Origin of the sequence: Halorubrum sp. SD690R, assembly GCF_005435035.1 — an archaeon.
In the GTDB taxonomy this organism is placed as follows: Archaea; Halobacteriota; Halobacteria; order Halobacteriales; family Haloferacaceae; genus Halorubrum; species Halorubrum ezzemoulense.
In genome coordinates this window covers 14,513-39,942 of sequence record NZ_SGTV01000029.1, presented here as the reverse complement: position 1 = coordinate 39,942, position 25,430 = coordinate 14,513, and the positions used below count along the sequence as shown (strand labels likewise).

The 25,430-nt window shown below is 59.3% G+C and carries 21 protein-coding genes and 2 tRNA genes; 8 read left to right on the top strand and 15 right to left on the bottom strand.

Features of this window, described 5'->3' with window-relative positions:
• Nucleotides 1-140 precede the first annotated feature (140 nt).
• From EXE41_RS15005 to EXE41_RS14995, 3 genes are all read left to right on the top strand, one after another.
• The gene (locus tag EXE41_RS15005) at nucleotides 141-3,947 is read left to right on the top strand and encodes an Eco57I restriction-modification methylase domain-containing protein (RefSeq protein ID WP_137691419.1); all 3,807 of its coding nucleotides are present in this window, start codon (nucleotides 141-143) and stop codon (nucleotides 3,945-3,947) included.
• Between the two features lie 63 nt (nucleotides 3,948-4,010).
• Nucleotides 4,011-4,397 carry a hypothetical protein gene (locus EXE41_RS15000; protein WP_137691418.1) on the top strand — a complete coding sequence of 129 codons (387 nt, stop codon included), beginning with the start codon at nucleotides 4,011-4,013 and terminating at the stop codon, nucleotides 4,395-4,397.
• 61 nt (nucleotides 4,398-4,458) lie between these two features.
• Nucleotides 4,459-4,641: a hypothetical protein gene (locus EXE41_RS14995; protein ID WP_137691417.1), complete on the top strand. Its 183-nt coding sequence runs from the start codon at nucleotides 4,459-4,461 to the stop codon at nucleotides 4,639-4,641.
• A gap of 18 nt (nucleotides 4,642-4,659) precedes the next feature.
• On the opposite strand, the gene EXE41_RS14990 is transcribed toward EXE41_RS14995, so the two are convergent.
• Nucleotides 4,660-4,992 carry a hypothetical protein gene (locus tag EXE41_RS14990; protein ID WP_137691416.1) on the bottom strand — a complete coding sequence of 111 codons (333 nt, stop codon included), beginning with the start codon at nucleotides 4,990-4,992 and terminating at the stop codon, nucleotides 4,660-4,662.
• A 783-nt stretch (nucleotides 4,993-5,775) separates the two neighbouring features.
• Between EXE41_RS14990 and EXE41_RS14980 the strand changes: the two genes are divergently transcribed.
• Entirely contained in the window at nucleotides 5,776-6,516 is a 741-nt protein-coding gene (locus EXE41_RS14980) for a hypothetical protein (protein ID WP_137691414.1), read from the top strand.
• 127 nt (nucleotides 6,517-6,643) lie between these two features.
• Here EXE41_RS14980 and EXE41_RS20040 read toward each other — a convergent pair whose 3' ends face one another.
• The 4 genes from EXE41_RS20040 to EXE41_RS14960 all read right to left on the bottom strand — a co-directional run bounded on the left by EXE41_RS20040 (nucleotide 6,644) and on the right by EXE41_RS14960 (nucleotide 13,843).
• On the bottom strand, nucleotides 6,644-7,561 hold the full coding sequence (locus EXE41_RS20040) for a hypothetical protein (RefSeq protein ID WP_137691413.1): 918 nt from the start codon (nucleotides 7,559-7,561) through the stop codon (nucleotides 6,644-6,646).
• A 1,692-nt stretch (nucleotides 7,562-9,253) separates the two neighbouring features.
• Complete coding sequence (locus EXE41_RS14970; RefSeq protein WP_137691412.1) at nucleotides 9,254-10,960, bottom strand: hypothetical protein; 1,707 nt, start codon at nucleotides 10,958-10,960, stop codon at nucleotides 9,254-9,256.
• A 213-nt stretch (nucleotides 10,961-11,173) separates the two neighbouring features.
• Nucleotides 11,174-13,435 carry a DUF262 domain-containing protein gene (locus EXE41_RS14965; RefSeq protein ID WP_137691411.1) on the bottom strand — a complete coding sequence of 754 codons (2,262 nt, stop codon included), beginning with the start codon at nucleotides 13,433-13,435 and terminating at the stop codon, nucleotides 11,174-11,176.
• Between the two features lie 333 nt (nucleotides 13,436-13,768).
• Nucleotides 13,769-13,843: transfer RNA gene (locus tag EXE41_RS14960), tRNA-Val, on the bottom strand.
• 83 nt (nucleotides 13,844-13,926) lie between these two features.
• On the opposite strand from EXE41_RS14960, the gene EXE41_RS14955 reads away from it, so the two are divergent.
• On the top strand, nucleotides 13,927-14,454 hold the full coding sequence (locus EXE41_RS14955) for a hypothetical protein (RefSeq protein ID WP_137691410.1): 528 nt from the start codon (nucleotides 13,927-13,929) through the stop codon (nucleotides 14,452-14,454).
• Nucleotides 14,455-14,466: 12 nt separating this feature from the next.
• On the opposite strand, the gene EXE41_RS14950 is transcribed toward EXE41_RS14955, so the two are convergent.
• The gene (locus EXE41_RS14950; RefSeq protein ID WP_094552463.1) at nucleotides 14,467-14,745 is read right to left on the bottom strand and encodes a hypothetical protein; all 279 of its coding nucleotides are present in this window, start codon (nucleotides 14,743-14,745) and stop codon (nucleotides 14,467-14,469) included.
• 73 nt (nucleotides 14,746-14,818) lie between these two features.
• Complete coding sequence (locus EXE41_RS14945) at nucleotides 14,819-15,775, bottom strand: alpha/beta fold hydrolase (protein WP_137691409.1); 957 nt, start codon at nucleotides 15,773-15,775, stop codon at nucleotides 14,819-14,821.
• Between the two features lie 193 nt (nucleotides 15,776-15,968).
• Between EXE41_RS14945 and EXE41_RS14940 the strand changes: the two genes are divergently transcribed.
• Complete coding sequence (locus EXE41_RS14940; RefSeq protein ID WP_137691408.1) at nucleotides 15,969-17,567, top strand: sulfatase-like hydrolase/transferase; 1,599 nt, start codon at nucleotides 15,969-15,971, stop codon at nucleotides 17,565-17,567.
• Nucleotides 17,567-17,989 carry a GtrA family protein gene (locus EXE41_RS14935; protein WP_086215986.1) on the top strand — a complete coding sequence of 141 codons (423 nt, stop codon included), beginning with the start codon at nucleotides 17,567-17,569 and terminating at the stop codon, nucleotides 17,987-17,989. Before EXE41_RS14940 ends, EXE41_RS14935 begins: the two co-directional genes overlap by 1 nt.
• A gap of 24 nt (nucleotides 17,990-18,013) precedes the next feature.
• On the opposite strand, the gene EXE41_RS14930 is transcribed toward EXE41_RS14935, so the two are convergent.
• The 6 genes from EXE41_RS14930 to trmY form a co-directional block, all read right to left on the bottom strand.
• A complete protein-coding gene (locus EXE41_RS14930; protein ID WP_049932921.1) occupies nucleotides 18,014-18,715 on the bottom strand; it encodes a TVP38/TMEM64 family protein in 702 nt (233 codons plus the stop codon).
• Nucleotides 18,716-18,767: 52 nt separating this feature from the next.
• The gene (locus tag EXE41_RS14925) at nucleotides 18,768-19,541 is read right to left on the bottom strand and encodes a DUF429 domain-containing protein (protein WP_137691407.1); all 774 of its coding nucleotides are present in this window, start codon (nucleotides 19,539-19,541) and stop codon (nucleotides 18,768-18,770) included.
• Nucleotides 19,542-19,646: 105 nt separating this feature from the next.
• On the bottom strand, nucleotides 19,647-21,095 hold the full coding sequence (locus EXE41_RS14920) for a response regulator (protein ID WP_137691406.1): 1,449 nt from the start codon (nucleotides 21,093-21,095) through the stop codon (nucleotides 19,647-19,649).
• A gap of 278 nt (nucleotides 21,096-21,373) precedes the next feature.
• Nucleotides 21,374-21,446, bottom strand: a tRNA-Pro gene (locus tag EXE41_RS14915).
• Nucleotides 21,447-21,841: 395 nt separating this feature from the next.
• On the bottom strand, nucleotides 21,842-22,276 hold the full coding sequence (locus tag EXE41_RS14910) for a CHY zinc finger protein (protein ID WP_049932924.1): 435 nt from the start codon (nucleotides 22,274-22,276) through the stop codon (nucleotides 21,842-21,844).
• A gap of 11 nt (nucleotides 22,277-22,287) precedes the next feature.
• Nucleotides 22,288-22,902 (bottom strand): tRNA (pseudouridine(54)-N(1))-methyltransferase TrmY, encoded by a 615-nt coding sequence (gene trmY, locus EXE41_RS14905; protein ID WP_137691405.1) that lies wholly within the window; start codon nucleotides 22,900-22,902, stop codon nucleotides 22,288-22,290.
• A 50-nt stretch (nucleotides 22,903-22,952) separates the two neighbouring features.
• Between trmY and EXE41_RS19370 the strand changes: the two genes are divergently transcribed.
• Nucleotides 22,953-23,093 carry a hypothetical protein gene (locus EXE41_RS19370; protein WP_167373098.1) on the top strand — a complete coding sequence of 47 codons (141 nt, stop codon included), beginning with the start codon at nucleotides 22,953-22,955 and terminating at the stop codon, nucleotides 23,091-23,093.
• A 19-nt stretch (nucleotides 23,094-23,112) separates the two neighbouring features.
• Here EXE41_RS19370 and pyrF read toward each other — a convergent pair whose 3' ends face one another.
• The gene (gene pyrF / locus EXE41_RS14900; RefSeq protein ID WP_086215991.1) at nucleotides 23,113-23,943 is read right to left on the bottom strand and encodes an orotidine-5'-phosphate decarboxylase; all 831 of its coding nucleotides are present in this window, start codon (nucleotides 23,941-23,943) and stop codon (nucleotides 23,113-23,115) included.
• Nucleotides 23,944-24,017: 74 nt separating this feature from the next.
• A complete protein-coding gene (locus tag EXE41_RS14895; RefSeq protein ID WP_094583429.1) occupies nucleotides 24,018-25,322 on the bottom strand; it encodes a carboxylate--amine ligase in 1,305 nt (434 codons plus the stop codon).
• Nucleotides 25,323-25,430: the final 108 nt, after the last annotated feature.

The following is a 25,430-nucleotide window of genomic DNA, read 5'->3' as shown; positions in this document are numbered from 1 at the left end:
GTTTAGCTAGGTGACGACACTGCTCGATGAAGTCGAGGATATCGATTTCCATGGCAGGTTCGATTTCCTCGGCTTCACCCTTCTAAACCGGTGATATCCGCTGATAAGATCGCTCTTCAACAGAGCAGAGCGAAAAGGACGTGGAGAACACCTTCCTGAACGAGAACTTCTACACCCTCCTTGGTTACGAGGGAGCCGGACACGATCTCCGAAGCGAATGGACGCTTCCCGACAACCGGCGTCCGGACTACGTCACTCTCGACAGCAACGAGTCGGTCACAGCGGTCTACGAGTTCAAAACGAGCGGTCGTGAACTTGGTCCCCACGAGGACCAACTGTTCCACTATGTAGACGAACTCAAAGCCGACTACGGTGTTCTCACTAACGGGGACGAACTGCGAATCTACCGCCGAGAAGGTCACTCTCGACTTCTCACGGTTTCTCTTGAAGACGCTACAGAGAGCGATGCCGCCGACCTCGAAGCCGCACTCCAAAAGCCCAAATGGGATATTAGTGACCCCGAGAGTGTCACAGCGTTTCTTGACCGCCTCGATGAAGTTGAACTCGACGGTCAGCTCGGACAGGAACACTTCTTCGAGACCTTCCGACTGGAGGAAGACAGCCCCTTCGCCAATCTCGTGACGGCGATGATGGACTTGCTTGTTGAACTCCGCGACGAACAGGAAGCCAAGTTCGTCAAAGGGGCGTACGACTTCTGGGAGGCAAGCTACGCCAGCGAACCGGACGAGACTCCGGATTCATGGGAACCGTTCATTGAGGGAGACCAGTCTCTCCGAGATTTCATGTTCTGTCTGGAGTCCGGTCACGCTCTCCTCGCACGACTACTCCTGGCAAAGGCGACCGACGATCACGACTTCTTCCCGAACAGCAAGGGGCTTCGTCGGTACTTCGATGAACTCGGTGGCTTCAGTGGGAACATCGAACTGGATGCCTATCCTGTCGCGGCGAACGGGATGATCGAGGATATGCGGAACCAACTCGTCCAGAGCCTGTTCGAGGACGATATCTTCATCTGGTGGACGGACGGCTACGGCGAACAGACTGCGAGCCAACACGATAATCCGTACACCCGCTTCCGCGACGTAGCTAAGGATGGAAGTGAGGTGAGTCGTGTGACTCCGGCGACTCGCGAGCGGTTCAGTCGCGCTATCGCTCACGTCTCCTTCGCCGTTCTCAAGTTCGACTTCGCGGAGATCGAAGGCGACCCGCTCGGTGATCTCTACCAGCGGTACTTCGACCCCGAGACTCGCAAGGCCCTTGGGGAGTTCTACACGCCACAGCCGGTCATCGACTACATCATGGACGGCGTGGATTACGACGTCGGCGTCTCACAGGAGCGCCTCATCGACCCGTCGTGCGGTTCCGGGACGTTCCTCGTCGAAGCAGTCAATCGCTACCTCGACGACGTGCGCCGGTACAACGACGACCCCGATTGGTCAGAACATCTTACCGAACTGTGTACGACCCCGCACATCGTTGGACTCGACATTCATCCCTTCGCGGTGTTGATGGCGCAGATTCGCTTCATGGTCGCTATCCTTCCCGAGTACCGGGAGGCGAAGCGAGAAACTGAGAGCTTCACCATCCGGCGGCTTCCGATCTTCCGAACTGACTCACTACGGAACGAGCGTAAACTGACGGGAATCGATCTCGGTGACGACGGACAGACACAGATGACGCTCGACTCGATCACGGAAGACAATCAGGACGTGAAGATCCCCGTGCCCCTCCCCATCGAGGTCGATGAGAATGAGGTGGCTGACTCCGAATTGGAGGACGGCTTCCTCGTCCAGCGTGTACGGATGCCGAAGTACGATACGGCCAAAATGAACGCTGGGATTCGGAACTTCGGAGAATATTACGCGGCTCTACAGGGCGTCCTCGATGTGGTGAAATTCCATATGCAGGAGAGTTGGTGGGAGTACGGTGGTGGCCTCGAAGAAGGCATCCATCGCTACACGACTCGTGAGTACGAGGGCGTTGAGGAGTTCTTCGAGCCGTACGTCAACGACATTCTCGCGACGGTTCGCTACCTCCGAGAGGATCACGGTGATGGACGTCTGTTCAAAATGTTCGAGGACAGCGTCCTCGCACTCGTTGTGAAGAACTACATGGAGTATCAGTACGTCGTCGGCAATCCTCCCTACGTCCGTATTCAGAACCTTCCCGATCAGCAGAAAGAGATCCTTGACGAGCTGTACAATTCCACGACAGGGAACTACGATCTCTACTGTCCGTTCTATGAGCGGGGGATTGACTGGCTCGAAGAAGGAACGGGGAAGCTCGGATACATCACACCGAACCAGTTCATGGTGACTGACTACGGGGACGGGCTTCGTCGTGTCCTTCGAGGAGAAACCGCCCTCGATGAAGTGTACGACTTCCGGGATTCAGGCGTATTCAAGGACGCGACAAACTACCCAGCTATCGTAATTGTGGAAGACGAACCGGACGAAGGCGCTCGTGAGGAGAATCAGATTCGGTGTGTCCGGGTGAAGGCGAACGTCGATGAGGACACAGGGAGAGCGTTGGACGAAGAGATCGTCGCCGCTGTTCGTGACCACCGTGGAGACCCGGGGTACTCGGACGAGTTCATCGACGTGTTCGACTTCCCCCAAGGGGAACTTGGCGACGGATACTGGTCGATGATGCCTCCAGAAGAGCTGGAAGTTTTCCGGAAGCTCGAACATGAAGCTGACGACCGCATTGAGTCGGTTACTGACGCCGTGTTTCAGGGGATACGAACGAGCGCAAACAAGATCTACATCGTTGACGTACTGGATGCTGATCGGATAGAGTCAGACGATACCGACGACGTTGTAACCGTCGTTCCTACGGGCGAGTCGAAGCAGTACGAGGTTGAGTCAGATCTGCTCCGACCGTTCCTCCAAGGAGACGAAGTAAAACGCTGGCGAGGTGATTGGTCTGGTCTACACGTTGTCCATCCCTACTTTGCGGAGAAAGACGATAACGGAGAACTTGATGCGGGACTCTACTCGCAGGATTACCTACAGGAGAATCTTCCAAAGACATGGAACTTCTTCACCGACCATAAAGAAGCGCTTGAAGATCGAGAGGGAGGGCGGATGGAAGGACGTGATGATTGGTACGGCTACATCTACCCAAAGAACCTCGGCAAGTTCGAGAATCCAAAGATAGTACAAGCACACATTTCGGAAGATGCCACCTTTATGATAGATGAGCCGGGGACTTGGTACTTCACAACCGCCTATGGTGTTCTCCTAACTGAGCAGTTCCGAGAGAACACACAGGAGATCGCTTGCCAGTTGAACTCAAAGGCTCTTGACTTCTACTTCAAACACATCACGACAGTCAAAGCGGGTGGTTACTATGAGTACCGCTCGCAGTACGTCGAAAAGCTTCCGTGTATAACTTCGGAACCGAATGGGGAGTTCAACACCCTGCGGGAGCGGGCCGGAGAGATTACCGATAGCATCGACTTAGAGAGTAGGACTGACCGTTTCCCCGAATCCTATCTCGGAGATTTCGATGGCGAACTCGGGTACATTGACTACGAGTGGCAGACACGACGCTATCCGGTGAACGCAGATATACAGGAGAAAGGTACAGAGGGTCGCTTCGCTGTTACCGCTGGTCGCTCCGACGAGATTACCGATCCGCTCATGGATCGAGGTGACCGTGAGGAGCGGAAGCTTCGAGCGCAGTATGTTCACGCCGCTGTTGACGGCCGGAGCATGAAGAAGGGAGAAGAACAGACGATACCGATCCCCAGGTCGAACGAGGGGATAGAACAACTCATTGAGGCGCTGGAGACAGATCGACAGACCGTCGAAGAGACGAGTATCGAAGAGCTGGAAGCGGAGATCGACGAAACTGTGTACGACCTGTTTGACCTGACTGAGGACGAGAGAGACATTATCGAAGACTATCTGGAAGTGTTTTAACAGCAGGTCTAACCCAACACCCTCTGGGTATTAGACGGACGAGTTCGTTACAGGAAGCTGCCAATGATTATCGGACTCGTTCAGGACGTAGCTGTCATACTTGGATTGTCTGCCGCGGGTCTATTTGCTCACGAGTTAGTCCATTTTCTATTTGGGCGTGTATTCGGAGGCAGTACGTTCTTTTCTCGATATTGGTTTGGGATTCCGACTCAGGTAGACTTTCGAACACCACACGAAATGAGTAATCGACAGGTCAAAGCAACTGCTGGAGGCGTTCTCATATTTCCGTGTATCGCACTCCTTGGAGCGTACTTACACTCAATCCCGATTTTTGCCTTCGGTGTTGGTGGTATCGGAGTCAGTATGACCGACATGATGGGCTTCCAGAACCCTGAGGCGTGGAAAGATTTCACCGCGGGTGAATCGATAACCCGGGATGATTTCGAGTAACAACACAGGGCGGGTTCGAGTTTCGGTACTTTGAGGCCGCCACCTCAGAAAGACTTGGCAGATGGACAGTCAATCGACTTCCGAGATCGACTCGATGGTCCGTACTGTAGAGAAGATCATCGCCCAGAATGAAGCTGTTCTGAGCCAGTACGATGACGAATATACTCCTGCTTCAGAAGTATCAGTGTCTGCTAATTCCGGCTCGCATGTGACCGATCCAGAATCGGTGGACTTGTTCGAATGAGCTGAGGGTCGATCGTCCTCAGATTTCTTTTACCCAACCTATCTCGTCGGATCGCTCTTCGAATCCTTCCGCTTCAAGAGTTGGGATAACCGAAGGCTCCATCAGACCGCTCGTGACGATCTCAGTAGCACCGTGATTCCGGCTTTCTTCGATGAACTCATTGAGGGCAGCCTGCTTGAGATGCTCATACTCGGGGTTTGGAATGACCGTAAAATACTCGATAGTTCCAGGTTCTCCTTCGATAGCTCCGACCATGTCCCCGTCCACCCGAATCTCGAATCCAAGGACCCACTCTGTGAGATCAATATCGTCCTGTCCGACCTGCTGACGTTCGGCGTTTTCGTCTGTCATTCGTGTTTGATCATAGTATCTACAGAAGTATAAAATTATTGATATAAAGAATTAATGACCGGTCTTTGTCTTTGGAACGCCAGTTTACGAGGAAATCTCTCTGGAAAATCAATCCTTCGAGGCGACTAATATCTCAGATGTAGCTCGGCGTCAGAACTGAACTAAAAAATAATCGCACTGCTCGCAGTCTCTACTTCTTCCGTTGAGACATACGTCGACGCTGCTTCTTCCCAGACCCACCAGGATTCCCACGCAGTCGCCCACCAGCGGGTGACGACTGGATCTTATGAGAGTGAGAGTCCGACCCGCGTCCCTTCCCGAGGTTACTCGTGTCGGGACTAATGCTCGGTTGCGAGGGTTGAGTCTGCTCAGTACGGTCGACAAGTTGGGCCTCGAAGTAAGATCCCTGATCGACCAACCGCACGTCGTATTCTACACCGACCTCTCCGGCAGGAACGAGGACGGTCTTACCAGCGTGCTGCTGGTCAGCGATGGCGTTGCCGCTGTTACTGACGCGGTCAACAGTTATCGTCTGTGTCTGGGGTGCCATCCGCTCACAGCCAACACATGATAGTTGTATAACTGTTCGGGTAGCTTACAATTTGGCTGGATAACAGCTAACCTTGGAGGGAGAGTATTGCTAACGCAAAGTATAATTCTCACTCTGCTTCATTGGAGACGACTATGAGCTACTCCACGGAAAACAACGCTAAGGAGTTGAACTCTCACTTGCGAGTGTAGGCGGCGGCAATAATATACGTTCAACAACAATAGCGTGGCAACATGAACCGGGAGCGACTTGAGTCAGAAATCAATTCTCTTAGTGAGCAAGTTGACTCATTCGCCACTAAAGCATACAATATCGCCGACGACAGTACCTCTGGTAGCAAAATCAAGACAGAACGAGTGGATTGGGTACGAGTTGAAGATCTCATGGAGGAATACGAGATATGGTATAACCAAGCACTCACGCTTGTTTCAACATACCTCCCAAAACGAGAAGCGGACTTCGTTCAGGCATATAGCACCCTCTCATCTGTGATCCAATTTGATGATTGTGAGTTCACAAGGTTGGGGGTCTACAATACAGCGCTACGGAGGAATCTCACAACTCAACAAAATCTGCTTAATTCTATCCCTCCGAAAATTGACGCGGAGGAACTCCGTGTGCGGAAAGGCATCTCTACAGAAATTACTAATGAGGAGATTCACCAAGCAAAACAGTTACTTGAGGAGGACTTGATTCGGCCAGCGGGGGTAGTTACAGGTGTCGCGCTTGAGCGACACTTACTCACAGAATGTGAAGTGACTGGGCGTGACGTTGAGTATGAATATGATTACGGCATCAAAGCGTTAGCCGATGCCTTGTATGAGGCGGACACCATCTCAAAAACACAACACGGACAAATTGAGTACTTAGGGAAATTACGGAACAAGTGTGCTCATGCTGATGAAGATGAACCCACATTGAGTGAGGTAGATCGACTAATCACGCAGACTGAAGATATCATCCGAGATCTTTGAACATCAATTCCTGGCAACAGTCCATAGTCGTCTCGTCTTTCAAAATCGAACCTTGGAGGCAGCTTATATGGCACGTTTCTCATCCAGCAGCTGTACTAAGATGACTATGGTCTACCCGACGGAAACTCTACAACGACGGGACTCCCCGACTCGCTCGGAACCAGTTCCGGGGACTCGCCCACGACAATGCTGCCCCTTCGAGGAGAGCCTCTGGGGGATTCTCTTTACTCCCATCGTAGACGTCCCCCACAGGAAGATGAGCGAGCTGAGAAGCGAGGTACTGCGCGCCCAGCGTGTTCGGGCGTGGCGAACTCTCTTCGAGAATATTATGAACCTTGTCCGGCGCTTCTTTGACGACCTCTGGACTATGTTGGACTGTAATCGCTCCGCCTGATCCATCAGTCCGATACTGGTGATGTTTCTGGTACGCATTGACACAGTGAGCCAGGTGCCTCTCAAGCCCAGTCTCGAAGTACCCAATCGTCACCTCGTCGTCGGGATCGTCAATCCAGAAATAGACGTGTTCGTGCGGAGTACCAGCACTTTGAGTTGGCGCTGTCACGGCAACCCATTCGTACGAGAACCCGTCAAGTTGGTAGTCAATGGCCTCTCGAATCGAGCGATGAATGCTGCCTCCATGTAGCATTTCGTTACACTCCCACGGTGTGAGCCAGTTTCCCGACTTATCAAGCGGGGAAAGCCGCCGCGAAAACATTGCCGTAGTCAGTCCCTCGTACTCTGATTGGAAGTGGCGATCGGCAGCGAGGATTCTCGGATAGAGGTGATCCCGATGACGTTCATACTTCGATGTACGACTATCAGAGGTCCATGAGGCTCGTTGAGTACGTAGGTACGCCTTTCGTGCTTCCTCAATGGATAGTGGCTCTCCAAGTTCTTTGAGTGGGTCTGGTAGTCGTTCTACTTTGACCGATGGTGGTGCGAGTGGTAACTCCCGACGAGCTGCGTGGTTTGGGTTAGACGGGTCGCCAGGTTCGGTTTCGTGGTGTCCGGCATAGTCGTCTCGGCTACCATCAACTGTCGACACGGTGTAGCGGAATACCGTCTATGTCAGATGCTGTGGGGCCTTTGGAATGAAATTCTAAATGTTCACTCTTAGGTATCGCAGCCAAGAATGCCGGAGCATTCACTTTGAGTGTGGATAGTTCGTGGTGTGCCTCTGCTTCGTTAATTTGCTCTCCGTACTCAGCGTACGCAGTTAGTCGAGCGAGGTTGACGATCTCGCCATTTGGATCTGTGATAAAATCCCGACCATCTTCGCGCGTCCAGTAAGTACAACTCGCTTCGCTATTCGACGTCTCGGTACAGTAGTAGTTCTCGGCAGACTTGTGAGTAGAAGGCATTAAATTATGAAAATAAAATCGACAGCAATCACTATTCTTCGGCGTCAGTTATGCGGCCAGCGAGTTCGTAGATTACAGCTCCGTAGGGTACTTCATCAGTTTTATACATCACGAGTCGTGCTTCGTCGAGTGCGTCCTTTTCGGCACGGCTGACGCTGATTGTCGTTTCACGCATAATAGATGACAAGGGAGGATTCGTTTCTGTCCTCTCCCACTCTTATTAATGGTAAAGGGTTTATATACCCTTACAGAATGCCCGTAATAGCCCCTCTACTCCGTCCCCTATTCCGAAGATTTTTATACCTTGGTTTCAGGGTTGGGGAAGAAGCCGGACCACTACTACCGCTATTAAATTAGATACATCTTTAATAACACCCATACGCTCTCAATTTCTGAGACTCTGTCTCTCCAAAATGTGACTCATAGGGTGACCAGTATTTTCTGACCTCAGATCAGAAATCTCTGAGAGCAGGTCACATATTAACGCGCTCAGTAGACCGATGAATGTTCCAACTTAACTTATTTTATCTGGTAGAAAAGAATACTATACGAAATGTTATATAAATACCTCCGCAGCTTTGCGCCCCGAGGCTCTCAGACGACTCAGGAGCAGTTTTCATACCAAGACGAACCTATCCATTCAGACCACCGGGGTATCCAACTGCGGGCCTATCAGACACCGTTAAATCGCTCTGAGACATAGAACACTTTCTCGTCGTCAGGCTCCTGTTCGCGAGCTACACTTGACAGGATCCTGACTGGCCCAATCTACGAGTATGTATTAGTCTATTTTAATACCAAATTACAACGCATTGAGGGGAAGAAGTAGTGACTCTAATCATCTTACTATTAGCTATAATAGTACGAATTGTATATTATAACGCATTGAGGGGAGGGAGTAGTGCTGTAGCTGTTGCTGTAGTGGTAGCTGTTGTTGAAAGGTAGCTGTTGCTGTAGTGGTAGCTGTATGTTGTGCTAGTATGCGTGTGCGGGCGGGCGCTGCTGTTGTTGTTGCCGCAGCGCGCGTGAGGCCGAGCGGTGTGCCGTCACTACTATCACGGCCTCAGTATGCCTTGTGACACAGATACGAACAGTACTCCGACTCAAAGGAGCGTAACTACGGGTGATCGTATGGTACTCACTCACGCGGACTGTGTATTCATATGACCGCCAGCCACGAACGAAGCAGGATCTAACGTCTTGCCCGTCGACCTATCAGACTTATTTATATTATAAATATTTGGTAGCTATATGTCACAGCAGAGAAATAGACAACGAACACGGAAGAGGTAGTGCCGACTCAATGCGCTACTACTACGCGAACGACTATTTTGGAATTATCACGTATAGTCTAAGTACGCCAGAGTTCGGAAACACTACACCACGCGCCCGTACCGAGCAAACTCGCTGAGGCACACGTTCGACCAATGATACGCGTTCCCGCGCCCACCGCGACGATGAGTGACGTATCCCTCTTCCTCTAATTCCTTCATCAGCTCGGCTACCTGTCGATCGCCAATTGAGGTCTCCGCCGCGATCTCGCCGTTCTTCCACTCACCATCGGGCCACTTCTCGGACTCACGGATCGCTTTCACAACTTCGACCATCCCCTTAGACCAAGTGCTGACCTCCAAGCGTTCGTCAGCTTCCACCCACCAAGGCAAGCGCGAAGTGTGAACATGTACTGTCGCACCTTTCTCCCCATCACTTGGAGTCCGGCCGAAGCGCATCACAGCCTGTAGAACTTCCTTCTCGACGACGTCTGCGAAGAGTGCGTTACCGAAGCCTCCGAAACTCAAGTTCATACCCTTCTTGACGTTCCCGTCTTTGTCCTCTTCTCGTGAAACCGCTCTACCATCGATCGCTCCCCAACGGATCACGGCTTCTCCCTCCGGAGGGTGGGGACTACCGATGATCACCCCAAGCCGTGTTTCTGCGAACTTGTTACTCCCTTTGAGGTTCCCATAGTGTTCCGCGACCTCAATGTGTTCTTGTATGCCAGTCGATTCGTACCGTTCCTTCGCCTGCTTTGAGGTGATGACAGCTGGACGGGAGCCTTCCTCCTCGTGGATACTCTCTAAGAGTGCGCCGTCAGAGTCGACATTGACGTGAGACCCACTCTGATACGGCTTCGCTCCAGCGTCTGTCTGTTTGATTTCGAGTTCAAGGACTTCTTGGAGGTATGCCCGCTTCTCCTCCTCCGAGTCCAAGACTTCCTCATGTTCTATCCAGTTCTCTCCAAGGGCCATTCGCCACTTCGAGACAGTAGGGGTTCCATCCAGAGCGACGACACTCTCTGCGGCGTAGAACGGCGGGGGAATCAGAACAGTCCACTCGTCTTCGGGACTTCTAACTGCTACTCGACCGGAGCCGAGTGTGGCATACTCCCACTCATTGTCCAAGAGATCGAACTCGATGGCAGCATGAGTTAGCAGTGGAGCGTGAGCATGGAAGTGAGGACTCTGTTGGAGGACAACTCGTGTATCCCGGTGGGAATAGAATCCCAAGTCCTCCTTCCACTCGGAGACAACCTCCTCGTGTTCTTCGTTATCATGCCGACGATGGAGGTCTTTCCAGTTCTCGAAGGGGAGAGCATCCTCACTTTTCAGGTAATTACTCACCGCTCTCGTTGCTTCGTTGTGAGTCGGCTCAAAGAAGTAAGAGTCTCTAGGGAACTCGTCAATCGCGACATAGCGGTCTTCGAGATAGTCTCTATTGTGAGCTTGGAGGTAGTGACCGATCAGTACGTCGTACTCTTCGGGATTGAACTCCTGTTTCTCCATGTACCGACAGGGGCCGTCAAGCTGACACGGGAGATCTCTGCCAAAGTACCGTTGTGCTTCTCGGTGGATTTCTGCTCCCGAAATACCGGACTCATACAGCTCATTGACTCTCGCCTCAATGGTATAATCCTCTCCAATGGTTTCGCACTCATGTTGAAACGCCGGTAGTACGAGGTAGTCTAATCTTTGTTCCTCACACCACTTCTCGTACTGTCCGTACAATTCTCGTCGAGAGGTGAAGATCGTTAGTGGATTACCCGTATTCTCAGCCCACTCAACGGCATGGTAGCTCTTTCCCATCGCAGGGAGGGCTTCAACGAGAGTGGCTTCGTCTTGTCTGAACGCTATATCAATTGTATCACTAAGACGGGACCGAATATCGCCTATGTTCAGGCGAGAACCCCGCAGTTGAATATCGTTTGACTTCTGGATACCAAATTGAGTAGACTTCCTCGATTAAATTGTGCTGAATTAGACTGGGTGGTCCTGACTTGAGGAAGTATGTGATCTGATTCAGTGGGAGGAGGTTATTTTTGTTTGCTCCACATCCCCGTATTTGTTCATGTGTGTCTTGTAGACTGGCCGTTCTAATTTTTCGCCACAACCAGCGCAGGATGCGTCCCATCCATCCTTGGAGTGTAAATCAACTAGTGTGCTATCACACTTTGGACAGCTATAGACAATTTCCCACTCTTCATCTTCTGATGCCGTTGAAGATTGGATATGAACAGACGGAATACTAGACCCGAATCTCATCTTATAATCGGACCGGATTTCGTGTGCTATCCCGGTCAGTTCTGATTCATCTACATCCGCTGGTGCGGAGTTGACATGTACGTGTGCTTTGCTTAGACCTCCCCACTCAGTCAATGCAAATTCGGTAATCTTCCTCGCTCTCTCTGAAATTTCCGCAGGAGTCCAACCAATAGCTGGATCAGGAAGATCCTCAATCATCTTCATCGATGACTTAGAATAAACGCGATCATGCTTCTTTGAGTAGCTCAAGTTGCTAGCTCCGGAATTATCCTCAGGACCAAGCAAGGCCAAATTACCCAGAGAATCACAGAGATTCGCTAACTTTTCATCAACTTCATTTTCTGGTGTTTGTGGGTAGATATGTTCTAAACTAATGCCTTCTGCCTTCCACTTTGAGTAGGGAGGTATTTGGGAAATTGAAGACTTTGAGCCTTTACTCCGCAGATGCTTTTCATATCGATACAGTAGATATTTGATCGAATTATCATTTCGTACACCAGTCCATCCGTCATTAGCATCAGATCCGTCAAAGATATCATCTCTAAGCAAACATTGGGCTAAGTATGTATCCGGACAATGATTTCCAATCTCTGATTCAATCATCTCACAGGTCTTACTAACTGCTTCAGAAAGGCTACTGAATTTTAGAGTGTTCTGTTCACCCGAGAACACCTTTTTAGCCTTAGACTTGTTACCCGACCATTCTATCCAGTAAGCATGTCTGCTAAGGGAGACTTTGGCCGCATCAGTCCGTCTGTTTGCAATATTATACACTCTGAAAGATAGCTTTTCACACAGATCCACTACTGTTGCCAGTTCCTTGCTTAATCCGTACTGACGATAGACTGTCATCAATAGAGGATAGAAATTACTGGCAACTGGCAAGTCATTCAGACCTTCAAGATCAGATATAATCTCTTTGGCGTACTCTGAATCAGAGACATCAATTAATTGTGGGTTTTCGATCTTGTGGTATATTTCCGAACATTCAGTAATGCTGGATAGATATGAATCGATCCACTGTCGGACTGATTCTTGCCTCTGATCTAGAGAGGCATGCTTTTCTAAGTGCTTTATGCGACGATTAATTTCAATATATTCGCTATTTGACTGGCGGTATCTGTTTAGCTCACCTGAGAATAATTTCCAATGATGATTGACAAACGTCTCTATCTCCTTATCACCACCACCTTGTTGGGTGATATTCCGAATTACTTCACCAACTTTCCGATAGACTTTCTTTGACAATTCGGGGTCATCCTGTCTCGCCGCACAGTACACTAAGTAGCTCTTGATTTTATCAAGTGAGGTGAGGTCTTTACCGCGATCATTCACCACCTCAAAGAGACGTCCTGCTTCTGTCTCGTCATCTATGATATACGTTGTAAGTTCCAACCCATCGTTGATTATTTTGCCTAAGTTTCGGAGAAATTCATAATATTCGACGTCTCCCTTATGTCTATGGTCTTGAAGCCAATTGGTGACTATCTCTTTTGAATCGAGCAGCCTTCTCTGCGCAAGGTTTTCGACTTCAACTTTTTTCGATGGTTCATTTCTAGTAACGATCGCCTGAAACACTCTATCGTTTATCGAATCTAATGATATCCGTTCAGTGCCGTGTTTATATATGAAATCTTCTCGGTTATCCTCTGCTATACTACCGGGGTGTACGGGATTTTCACCTTCTAGTTCAAGATCAGATAATTTACTGAGTTCGTTATTCAGACAAGAAACCAAAATTGAGATTGTAGTGAGTCTCTGCTGCCCGTCAATGATATCATACGAGTCAAAATTTCTAGCCTGTCCTTCCTCTGTACCCGTGTCTTGTAGAACAACCGTTCCAAAGTAATGTGTAAAATCACTTTGAGATGAACTCCGTTGTTCAAGAGTATATTCAATATCTTCTAGCAGATCTCTAACCTCTTTCTCGGTCCAAGAATACCCTCGTTGATACCGGGGTATATTGAATACAGACTGGGGAAATAATGACCCAAATTTCGTAAGCTCGACCTCAGTCATATTTTGTCAATATACTTGATAATACTTAATCCCATTGAGATTGTTGATATCTAGATTCTCAAAATCTCCAATACGATGTGGCAATTGTTTGAACAGAACCAATAGAATCCTTTGAAACTCCATCTTCCATTACAGCTAATCGGGCGGCCCCTGTTACTCATTCACAACAGCAGGCGGTTATTAGTAGTTGTAGGCACTACTTTTCGCTGAACCCCGCCACGTATGGCGGTTTGGGACAAAAGTAGCCGGTGACCTAGTGAATTGCTGAGGGGGTGGAAGGCGAAGGCTCCGCCTTCTGGTGATTCACTACTTCATAGACGCGCGAAGCGCGTATGGGTTGGGGCGGATTCGAACCGCCGGCCTGCTCCGTGTGAAGGAGCCGTCATAACCTAGCTAGACCACCAACCCGCTCACTTTGAGGTATCCGACCTCCGGACTTAAGAGTTACCTTACGCGGAAAGTACATCCCGGACCCGCTCGGATCCCCCGCCGTGACCCACGAACTCCGGTTCCTCGAACGGGTCCGACAGAGCGTCGCGAGCCTCCTCCACGCGCCCCTGTCGCTTGTCGGGCTCTACGCCGAGCGCGAGACGCCGCGCGAGCAGTACGCGTTCACGCTCCGCGAGCCGTTTCCCCTCGTCGAAGCGCAGCTCCACCGGCTCGGGTTCGTCCGCAACCTCGTCTCCTCGCTGAAGTACCGCGACTACGAGACGCCGCCCGAGACGACCGTCGCGAGCTGGGCGTGGTACCCCGAGGGCGCGCTCGCCAGCGACGACCAGCCCCACCTCGCGCTGTACGTCGGCCCCGACCGCTCGACCACGGACGTGTACGCCCACTGGGAGCCGTCGTGGATCCGCCACCCGGTCCGGCACTACCGCGCGACGGAGGTCGACGCACAGCGGGGCATCGAACGGGTGCGGTCGCTGTTCGAAGAAGCGGGCATCGAGTACGCGGTGGTTCCCGCTGACGAACGGATCGGTGGGGACGAAACCGCCGGAGCGGAGCCGCCGATCCGATAGGACGCGGCGCGACTACTCGGCGGCGGTGTCCTTGCCGCGGTACTCCGCGACGCGCTTCCGGGCGGACGCGACCGCCTCGCGGGCCTCGCCCTCGGCGCGCTCTTCGAGGTCCTTCAGGTCCGCTTGGAGCTTGTCCAGCCGCGACGGCTCCGGCTCCGGTTCCTCGTCTTCCCGGCCGACGAGCTCCTTCACGCGGGCTTCGACCGGCTCTAACTCTTCTACCACGCCCGCCTTCGCGTGTTCGGCCGCCCGACCCAGGTAGTACCGCGCGTCTTCGAAGTGTTTGCTCATATCTGTCCCTTGGCCGAGGACAGATATAACCTTTGTGGCGACTCGGCGGGGACAGTATTCGAAACGGCCGGTCTCACTCGCGCGCGCCCGGCGGGAGAGGGTCGGCGTGGTCCGCGATCGCCTCGGCGACGCGGTGCGGGTGTTCGTGGACGACCCAGTGGCTCGCCTCCTCTATCGCGAGCAGGCGACCGTCGGCGCAGCGGTCGACGCTCTCGTTGGCCAGTCGGCGCGCGAGGAACTGGTCTTGCGCGCCCCAGATCACGAGCGTCGGGACGGCCACCTCCCTCTTGATCGGCTCGGGGCGGTCGCGCACGATCGCGCGGTACCAGTTCACCATCGCCTCGAACGCGCCGTCGCGGTTCCACGCCCGGCGATACCGGCGCAGGTCCTCGTCGGTGAAGGTGCCGGGTGCGCTCGTGTCCCGCAGCGCGTTCGTCGCGAGCCGCCAGTTCCCCACGCTGGCGACCGCCTCGGGCAGTTTCGGGAGCTGGAACGCGAGCATGTACCAGCTCTTGAGCCGCTGGTCCCACGACCCCCGGAGCGCCTCCTCGAACACCGTCGGATGCGGGACGTTGACCGCGACCAGCTCCGAGAGACGGTCCTCGTGGTGGAGAGCGAGCCACCACGCCACCGCGGCCCCCCAGTCGTGCCCCGCGACGGCGGCCGTCTCGCGGTCGTATGCGTCGATCAGGTCGACGACATCGCGCGAGAGTTCGCCGATCCGATAATCGCGCACCGCCGACGGCTTCGCCGAGAGGTTGTAGCCGCGCTGGTCGGGGACCACGACGCGGTAGCCGGCGTTCGCGAGCGGGACGACCGCCTCGTGCCAACCGTACCAGAACTCGGGGAACCCGTGGAGCAGCACGAGGAGCTTCCCGTCCTCCGGACCGGCCTCGACGGCGTGGAGTGTCGCACCGCTGGTCTCGATCGCTCTGGACTCGGCGGGGATGGACTCGGGAATCTCGTCGTCGGGGACCGACTCCGGCAGCGCCGCGGCGTCGACCGGTCCGCTCTGTGGCGTCTCGCGCATGGTCGGGTCGAGGAGCGGGACGGGCAAATAGCTACGCTCGACGCGGGCGCACACGCACCCACGGACTGCCGCGCTCCGGGAGATGGGAGGGATCGAAATCCTCAAACCGCTGGCAAACCGCATTTAAGTATACTCGTGACGCTCCGCGCGCCGCCGCCCGAGGCGCGGCCGCGGGGGGTCCGCTGCGTACTCTATGACATCCGATTCGTCGACCCGGACGGCCGCAGACCCCGGTACGCCGAGCGACGACGCGGCCGTCTCGAACGTCGTCCTCGTGACGGTTGACTCGCTGCGGGCGGACGCGGTCTCCCCGTACGACCCGGAGCGACGCTCGCCGGTGATCGACGGGCTCGCCGACGGGGGAACCGTGTTCGACCGCGCGTTCGCGACCGGCAACTGGACGCCGTTCTCGTTCCCGTCGATCCTCGCCTCGGAACCGGTGTTCACTCGGTCCGGTGACATCGGCGTCGACGAGTCGGTGACACTCGCGGAGGTGCTCTCCGACGCCGGGATCGCGACCGGCGGCTTCAACGCCGCGAACGGATTCCTCACCGACCACTGGGGGTATCCCGACGGCTTCGACGAGTTCGAGCCGTTCGTCACCAGCGTCGGATCCAGCGTCTACAGCCGGTACCTCGCGGCCCACCCGACCGTCGAGGCGTGGATCCAGCTCGCGACCTCGCCCGTCCGTCGGCTCGGCTCAAAGTTCCGCGGCGACAGCGACGACCGCCCGTTCCTCGACGCCTCGCGCATGTTCGACGTCGAGGACGCCGCGACCGGGTTCGTCGACGACACCGACGAGCCGTTCTTCCTCTGGGTCCACTACATGGACACGCACACGCCGTACGTCCCCGCGCCGCGCTACATCCGCGAGGTGTCCGACGGTATCGTCGGCACGCACCAGATGCTCCACGCGCACGCCCGGACGAGCCTCGGCCTCGAAGTCGGCGAGCGGACGCTCAGCGAACTGCGGACGCTGTACCAGGCGACGGTACGGCAGGTCGACGCCAGCGTCGGGCGACTGCTCGACGCCTTGGACGCCGCGGGCGTCCGCGACGACACCGCGGTGCTGCTCGCGGGGGACCACGGCGAGGAGTTCCAGGAACACGGCCACCTCGCCCACTACCCGAAGCTGTACGACGAGCTGATCCACGTTCCGTTCGTGGCCGACGTGCCCGGGCTCGACGGCGGCCACGTCGACGGCCACGTGGGCCTCGATGCGATCCCCCCAACGGTCGCGGACCTCCTCGGCGTCGGTCCGGTGCTCGAGTGGCACGGCGAGTCGCTCCTGCCGGCGCTCCGCGGCGAGGAGAGGCGCTCCGGCGGCGGCGAGGAGACGCTCTCTGCCGCCGGAGAGGAGACGCCCTCCGACACCGTCGGCGATGCGCCGTCCGAGTCCGGCGGCGACGGTGACCGCGACGCTGCTGACCCCGTCGTCTCGGTGACCGTCCGGGGCGAGGACGTGACCCAGCAGCCGATCCCCCGGTCACTGTCCGACGGCGACCTGTTCGTCAGCGCGCGCGACGACGACTGGACGTACATCGAGAACGTCGACGCCGGCGACCGCGAGCTGTACCACCGTCCCACGGATCCAACCCAACAAGAGAACCTCGCGGTCGACCCCGACGCGGAGGGACAGGCAGTCATCGACCGGCTCGCCCCGGTCGTCGATTCCCACGCGAAACTGCTCCGCGAGCGCGGCGCCGCGGCGGAGGCGGCCGCCGCCGAGCGCGGCGACGACGAGGTCGACGAAGACCTCGAAGCTCGCCTCGAAGCGCTCGGGTATAAGTGATGCTTCGAGCGGTCCTCCGCGACCTCGCCAGCGGACCGATCGCGGTCCAGATGCGCCGGTTCGTCGTCGTCGGTGCGCTCACCGCAGGGCTCCAGCTCGCCCTGCTTTGGCTGTTCGTCGACACCGCGGGACTGAACTACATCGTCGGCGCGACGATCGCGATCGAGATCACGATCGTCTGCTCGTACGTCCTCAACAACGCGTGGACGTTCCGGGCGAGCCGGAACACGGGCGCCTCCGAGTACCTCGCCGGACTGCTGAAGACGAACTTGGTCCGCGGCACGGCGATTCCGATCCAGCTCGGCGTGCTCGCCGCGCTCGTCGAGTGGGCCGGGGTGATGTACCTGATCGCGAACGTGGTCGCGATCCTCGTCAGCGGACTCTACCGGTTCGTCCTCGACGCGCACTGGACGTGGGGCTGACCCCGGATCGCTCGTCTCGGGCCCTCAGAAGGGGAGCCGCGGCTCGACGCGTTCGACGAGGTCGCGGACCGCCTCCTGCTTGTAGTACCCGACCGCGGACGCGGCGACGACGAGCGCGACGAGCGCCATCGCCGAGAGGAACCGGCCGCTCGCGAGTTGGCCCCCCGCGTACACGGTGAGGACGTACGCCGGAAGGCGACCGACCGCGATGACGGCCATGAACGTCGGTAGCGACCACTTGGTGAGGCCGCTCAGGAAGCAGATCGCGTCGTCGGGGAGGCCGGGAATGATGACGAACGCGAACAGCCCGGGAACGCCGACTGTGTCGACGAACCCGTCGAAGCGGGCGATCACGTCCTCGTGGATGACCCGCTCCACGAAGGTGCGCCCGTACCGCTTCGAGAGCGAGAAGGCTACCGCGCTCCCGATCAGCACGCCGGTGAGGCTGTACACCGTGCCCGCGAGCGGGCCGAAGAGGAACCCCGCGACCAGCGCGACGACCTGCCCCGGGATCGGGGCGACGATGACTTGGAGGGCCTGAAGGCCGATGAAGACGATGGGGGCGAAGATACCGAACTGGTCGAGCCACGTCCGGAGGGCCTCCGCGTTGGTGAGGAACCCTGCGTAGCGGCTCACGAGGACGTAGAGCCCGACTGCGAGGACCGCGACGCCGACCGCGGCCGCGATCCCTCGCCGGCGGTCCGCCCGCGAGGAGAAGAGTTTCATTCGTGTCGTAGCGGGTGACAGAGGGACTTCAACCTTACCACCCGGCGGATCCTCACGCCAACGGGTCCGCGCTCCAGTAGGCCATCCGCATCGGGACCCCCTCGCCGTCCCGGTGATCCGCGTCACCCGGCAGGAACCGTAGCTCGTCGACCGGCCGGCGGGCGACGACCGCCAGCCCGAGCGCGTCCACGGCGTCGTCGGCGGTGGGGTCCGCCTCCCTCACGGCGTCGGTGGGCTCGTCTGCGAGCCGTCGACAGACCCGACCGAGCGCGGCGCCCGGGTCGTCGAGGTGCCCGTCGAGCGCGCCGAGCCGCTCGCCGACGCCCGGGGCCGTGGTCTTCGAGTGGTCGAGCCGCCGGCCGTTGAGCCCGCGGAAGCACACCTCCGGGTGCGCCTCCATGACCGCCTCGCGCGCCGCCTCGTCCCGCCGGAGGAACGCGTCGACCTCGCCGACCGCCGGCGCGATGTGGTACGACTGTCGGCTGAGCCCCTTGCCGAGGTCGGCCCGGTTCCGCTCGCTCACCGCCCCGTAGCCAGCGCCGTCTCTGGCCGCTTCGCACGCGCCCCGCGAGGGGACGGGGAACACGCTGCTCGGACGCTCGGCGGCCGACCGCGCGGCCGAGTCGACGGCCTCGCGCTTCGCCAGCGTCTCGGCGTCGTGGGGGAGACCGATCGGCACGTCGACCAGCAGCCGATCAACGCCGTCGTTCCACAGCGCTTCGAGGTCGCGTTTGAGGCGCGCGTTCGGCCCGCCGGTCCCGTCGAACACGACCGCGAGCCACGCGCCGCCCGCCCAGTCGACGCCCGCGACGGTGTCGGGTGTCATCGATCGATCGCTCGTTCCCGTGCCTATTCAATCGGTCCGGTCCGCGGACCGATCGCTCGGGGCACAGGGCCCTGCGAGGTGCGGTCGAAGCCGCGGCGTGGCCCGCTACGGCGAGACGGGTACGTCGTCTGTCACGGGAACCGCCAGGTCGACGGTCACGTCGAACCGGACGCCGCCGCTCGCGCTGTCGCCGACCGAGATGTCCCACCCGTGGGTGTCGGCGATTCGCTCGACGATAGTCAGCCCGAACCCGGTCCCGTCCGTGGCGGTCGTGTACCCCGCTTCGAACACGCTCTCGCAGTCCGTCTCGTCGAGCCCCGGCCCGTCGTCGGCGACGTAGAACCCGTCGGCGGACGCACCGATCGTCACGGTCACGGGCGACCCGCAGTGGTCGTCGACGTTGCGGAAGAGATTCTCGAGGAGCCGCCGGATCCGGGAGCGGTCGCCGGAGACGGTGATCTCGTCGTCCACCACGTCGAGCGTGTCGGCCGGACAGCCGAACGGTTTCCACGCCTCCGCGGCGAGCGCGCCGACGTCGACCGGCTCCGGCTCGGACACCGACTCGCCCTCCTTCGCGAGCGTGAGCAGCTCGCCGATCATCTGCTCCATCCGCTCGTGTTCCCGTTCGAGGGCCTCGAAGTGCGTCGCCTCGCTCTCGGCGCGAGCCATCTCCGCCGCCGTCTTCGCGTTCTGGAGCGGCGTCCGGAGGTCGTGCGACACGATCGACGTGAACTCATCGAGCCGCTTGTTCTGTCTGATCAGCTCCTCGCGCTGCCGCTGTTCGCGCGTCGCGTCACGGAGGATCCCCACGGACCCGCGGAACTCGTCGTCGAACGGGAGCGCGGCCATGTGGTCGTAACACGGCACCGTCTCGCCGTCTTTCGTGTGGATGTCCACCCGGAACTGCTGCGTCTCCGGCCCCGCGCTGGAGACGATCGTCGCGAGCATGTCGTTCGCCCGCTGGACACCCTCGTCGGTCTTGATCTTGCCCGGCGGGCTACCGATGATCGCCTCCCTGTCGTAGCCGACGAGGTCGAGGAACGCCTCGTTGACGTACTCGAACTCCGCCTCGGCGTTCACGACGTAGATCGGATAGTCGAGCGCCCGGAGGACCGTCGAGTACCGCTCCGACTCGATCTGGGCGCGGTACTCCGTCGCGGCGTGCTTGACCCGGTTGGCCAGGCGGCGGTGCTGGTCGGGGCCGCCCTTCTGGAGGTACCCGGTCACGCCGGCGTTGATCGCCTGCGCCGCGATCTCTTCGCTGCCCTTCCCCGTGTAGAGGATGAAGGGGAGGTCGGCGTAGTGATCGCGGACGGCGTCGAGCAGTTCGAGTCCGTCCGTCCCGGGCATCTCGTAGTCGCTCACGACGCAGTGGACGGACCGCTCGTCGAGCGTGTCGAGCACCGCGTCCGGACTGGCAACCGTGGTTATTTCGACGTCGCCGAGCTCCCGCTCGATGAAGGATTTGGTCAGGTCGAGAAACGCGGGATCGTCGTCGACATGTAAGACTTCGATCGACGCAGTGGCGGCTTCATTCGGGTTATCGATCGACATTCCAACTACCGATCAAGAGGGGTTCTAAACGGAAAAATATCTGGCTGTAGTGTCTCGTTTCGAGAAGCCGATCGGGGAGCTGTTCGACCGATCGTCCCGGATACCTTACACTTCAGATCACCGGCGACGGGACCGCGATTTCCGCCGTTTCGGCCTCCCCGCTGCGCCCGGGAAACACACGTCTCGGAACGCGGTGGTCGGGTGACATCCGCAGCGGAACACCGCGGCTTCACCGAAGGTATGTACGCGTCAGCAGTCGGCGGAGAATGCGGGAGAAGTGGGCCGGCACGAATTTGAATCGTGGTTACGGCCACCCGAAGGCCGAAGGATACCAAGCTACCCCACCGGCCCGCACTCAACAGAAGGCCGTTCGTTCTTTTAATCCTTCCGAAAGGGGGGCGATCAAGGCGGACCGGAGGGGCGAGGAGTCGATAGAATATCCAGTTCATCGACGCCAGACGCGGGTACCACGAAGCCCCAGTCGCGAGGACTCGATGCGCTCGTTGCGGTCCTCAGTCGCTCGTTTCACTCGCTCCCTGCGGTCCTTACGTCGCGCGTCTTCGTCCTCGCGACTGCCCCTTCGAGTCCCGTCCCGCACCGCAACCGCACCTCACGCCTCCCCGGCCTCGTCAGGCGCGTCCTGCGGGCTCCCTTCAGTCGCCCTCGTCGCGCCTGACTCCCTCGCGCGTGCTGACTCGCGCCCGTCGGGCGCTCGCAGGCACACGCCACCGCTGCCGCGCCATCAGTTATAAACCGTCGTCACCGTCCTCGTCCCCCGAGCCCGCCACCTCGAAGTACCGGCCCCGATGCTTCCGACAACCGGGATTGAACGCGGCGCCGCACGCCGGGCACGTATCGTCGCAGTCGAGGTACTCGCTCGCGGTCATCGTCGTCTCGCAGACGCCACACAGGACCGCCGGATCGTCGAAGCGGTCGCGGGGCCACGGGACCGCCTCGTGGTCGGTCGCGGCGTCGTGGCAGGCGTCGCAGGGGTAGTACGCCTCGCAGCAGCCGAACCGGAGTGCGACCACGTCGACGGGGTCGTCCCAGTGGGCGCAGCGCGTCTCGGGGTCGACGGCCACCCCGCGGAGTGGAACCGCGAATCGGGAGTCCGCGTCGGGCGCGGTCGTGGTCTCTCGGTCGGGCGGCGACGGGTCGCTGCCGGGGGGTGGTGCGGTCATCCGTCCCGCAGTCAGTAGCTGGCGTACCCGTCGATGTCGAGCCAGTTGTGGACCACCGTGATCGCGTGGTCCGCGTGGAGCAGTTCGGGGCCGACCCGGAGCCGGCGGTCGGCGCGCTCGTCGACCGCAGCCGCCTCGTCCGGCGCGAAGTCGTGGTGGTCCGAGAGCACGAACACCGGATCTTCCGGCGGTTCGGCGTCGATGAGCGGGGCGCCGTCCTCGTGGAGCTGGACGAGCGTCCCGTCCGGGCCGCGGCCGTCCGCGCCGACGAGCCGGTCGAGCGTCGCGTCGAGCCCCATCCGGCGGATTTCGACGCCCGGAGAGACGTCTGCGGGCATGTAGCCGATCGCCTCGTCTCGCGCGTCGAGCGCGTCGCGGACCCGCGCGGCGACGTTGCGCTCGTCGGGGTGGAGGTGCCGGAGCGCGTCGGAGTCGAAGGAGACGGTGAACTCGTCGGCGATCGCGAGGTGGACCCGGACGGACTCGCGGATGCCGTGCGAGAGGAAGACGCCGGCGCTCACGCACCGGCAGAGGAGGTCGAGCCGGCCGGCCCCGGGGATGTCGGACAGCGATATCGCGTCCGGATCGGTTGGCACGTCGCGGCCGATGACGACGAACTGGCGCATACCGGGCGGTCGCCCCCGATCGTCATAAGCCGTCCGACCCAACCGCCGCCGTGAGCCGCACTGGACTGTGCCAGATCTGCGAGGCGGCTACCGCGAGCCGCGCCTGCGACCGCTGCGGCCGCGCCGTCTGCGACGACCACTGGGACGAGACGGCCCGAGCCTGTACCGCCTGCGTCGCCGGGCGGCGCTAACGCGTCGCGACGCGACGGCTCAGCGGTGCCGGTTCAGCCGCTTCTTGAGTCGCTTCGCCGCGTCGCCCGCGGCGCCGAAGTACGTCGCCTCGTCGCCGGGCCGGCTCGACTCCTCGCCTGCGAAGATGATCCCGCGCGAGGAGTTCACGAGCCCGACGTCGACCGGGAGGTCCGGGCGCTCGGCGAGCCCGTGTTCGACCGCGGCCTCGGGGTCGCCCCCCTGCGCGCCGACGCCGGGAACGAGGAACGGGATCTCGGGGACGATCTCGCGGACCGTCTCCAGCTCCTCGGGCGTCGTCGCCCCCACGACGAGTCCGACATTGTCGTTCGCGTTCCACACGTCCGCGAGCGCCGCGACGCGCTCGTACAGCGGCTCGCCGGAGGCGAGTTCGAGATCCTGGAGGTCCGCGCCGCCGGGGTTCGAGGTGCGACAGAGCGCGAACACGCCCTTGTCCGCGCGGTCGAGGAACGGCTGGAGCGAGTCGCGCCCGAGGTAGGGGTTCACCGTGATCGCGTCGACGTGGTCGAGCACCTCGGCGTACCGCCGCGCCGTGTTGCCGATGTCGCCGCGCTTCGCGTCGAGCAGGACGGGGACGCCCTTCCCCTCGGCGTACGCCGCGGTCTCGCGCAGCGCGCGCCAGCCGTCCGGATCCTCGTAGAACGCGGCGTTCGGCTTGTAGCAGGCGGCGTGCTCGTGGGTGGCGTCGATGATCCGGCGGTTGAACGCCCACCGCGGTAGATCGGCGTCGGCCACGGCGTCGGGGAGCCGGCTCGGGTCGGGGTCGAGCCCGACCGAGACGACGCTGTCGACGGCCTCGATCCGGTCCGCGAGCGCCTCGAAGAAGTCCATACGCGCCCTGTGTCGGCGGGCGAACTAATCGTTGCGTTCCGCAGTCGCTCACGCGTCTCCCGGTCGGGGGCGCCTCAACAGGAGCAGTAGTACTCGCGGTCGACGAACTCGGTCTCTAGCAGCTTCGCGGCCGGATCGGGGTCCGAGGGGCGGTAGACGCCCGCCGTCAGGTCGCCCTCGCGCTCGAACGCGCCGGAGACGAGCCGCCGCCAGTCGGCGGCCGACAGCTGGTCCCAGAACGCGTCGTCGCCCGCGAGCAGCGAGAGGTAGTCGCGAAGGTACACCCACCGCATCGGCTCGATTCCGGACGACTCGTAGGTCGCGTCGGTGACCGCCGCGTAGGCGGCCATCGGGAGGTTCGCGCCCGCGGCGACGGGCATCCCGATCCACTTCCACGGCCGGGTGTTGACGTCGAGCAGCAGGAACTCCTCGCGGTCGGCGTCGTAGACGAACTCCGCCTCGCTGATCCCGTGGTAGCCCGCGTCATCGAGGACGGCGAGCGCGTGCTCCCGGATCGCCGGCTCGTCCGCGGTCTCGACGAGACAGGAGGTGCCGAAGTTTCGCGGGTACCGGACCGCCGCGTTGCCGACCACCGCGAGCGCGTCGTCGCTCCCGGACGGGGGGACGTAGGAGGCCAGCGAGTGGTCCCGTCCCGTCGCGATGTCGACGCGCTTCTGAGCCATCACCGCGATGCCCTCGTCGGCCGCGGCCGCGACGACGTCCGCGAACTCCTCGCGGTCCGCGACCTCGATCACGTTGGTGCCGAACGCCTCCTCGAAGTCGCGCTTGAGTTCGGGTTTCACCACCAGCGGGAAGCCGAGTGCCGCCGCGGCCTCGTCAACGGTGGCGTCCGCCTCGCGGGTCCCGCTCGCCGCGGTCGCTTCGAGCCGGTACGTCTCCGGGTAGGGCACGCCGAGTTCCTCGCAGGTCGCGTACAGCTCGGACTTGTTCAGCACGTCGTCGAGCGTCTCGCTCCCGGCGAACGGGAGCCGGACGCCATCGGGGTCTGCCTCGGCGTACGACAGCGCCCACTCGTCCATGCAGCCGAACGCGACGGCCTCGGTGCCCGCCGCGTCGACGATCGCCTCCACGTCCTCGCGGAACCCGTCGAGGTCGTCGAGCGGGTACGTCACCGCCCCCGCGTAGTCGACCGCGCCAGAGGGGGGCGCGAGGCCGTCGTGTGCGACGGTCTCGGCCTCGGTGTCGGCGCCGTCGCCCGCGCGGTCGAGCGCGATGACGGGCACGTCGTGGGCGTCGAGGGCGCGCGCGACCCCGAGCCCGGTGATGTGCGCGTTGCTCACGAGCGCCGGCGGTCGGTCGAACTCGGCGGTCGCGAGCGCGTCGATCAGTCCCTCCGTGGACCGGAACCGGTCAGCCATACCTCGTCTCGTCGGTCGACGCATAAAAGCGCCCGACGTACCGGCTCGGTGTGCCCGTATCGGTGACGGGTGCGACGGGGCCGTCGGCGACGGGGCGATGCCCGGCTC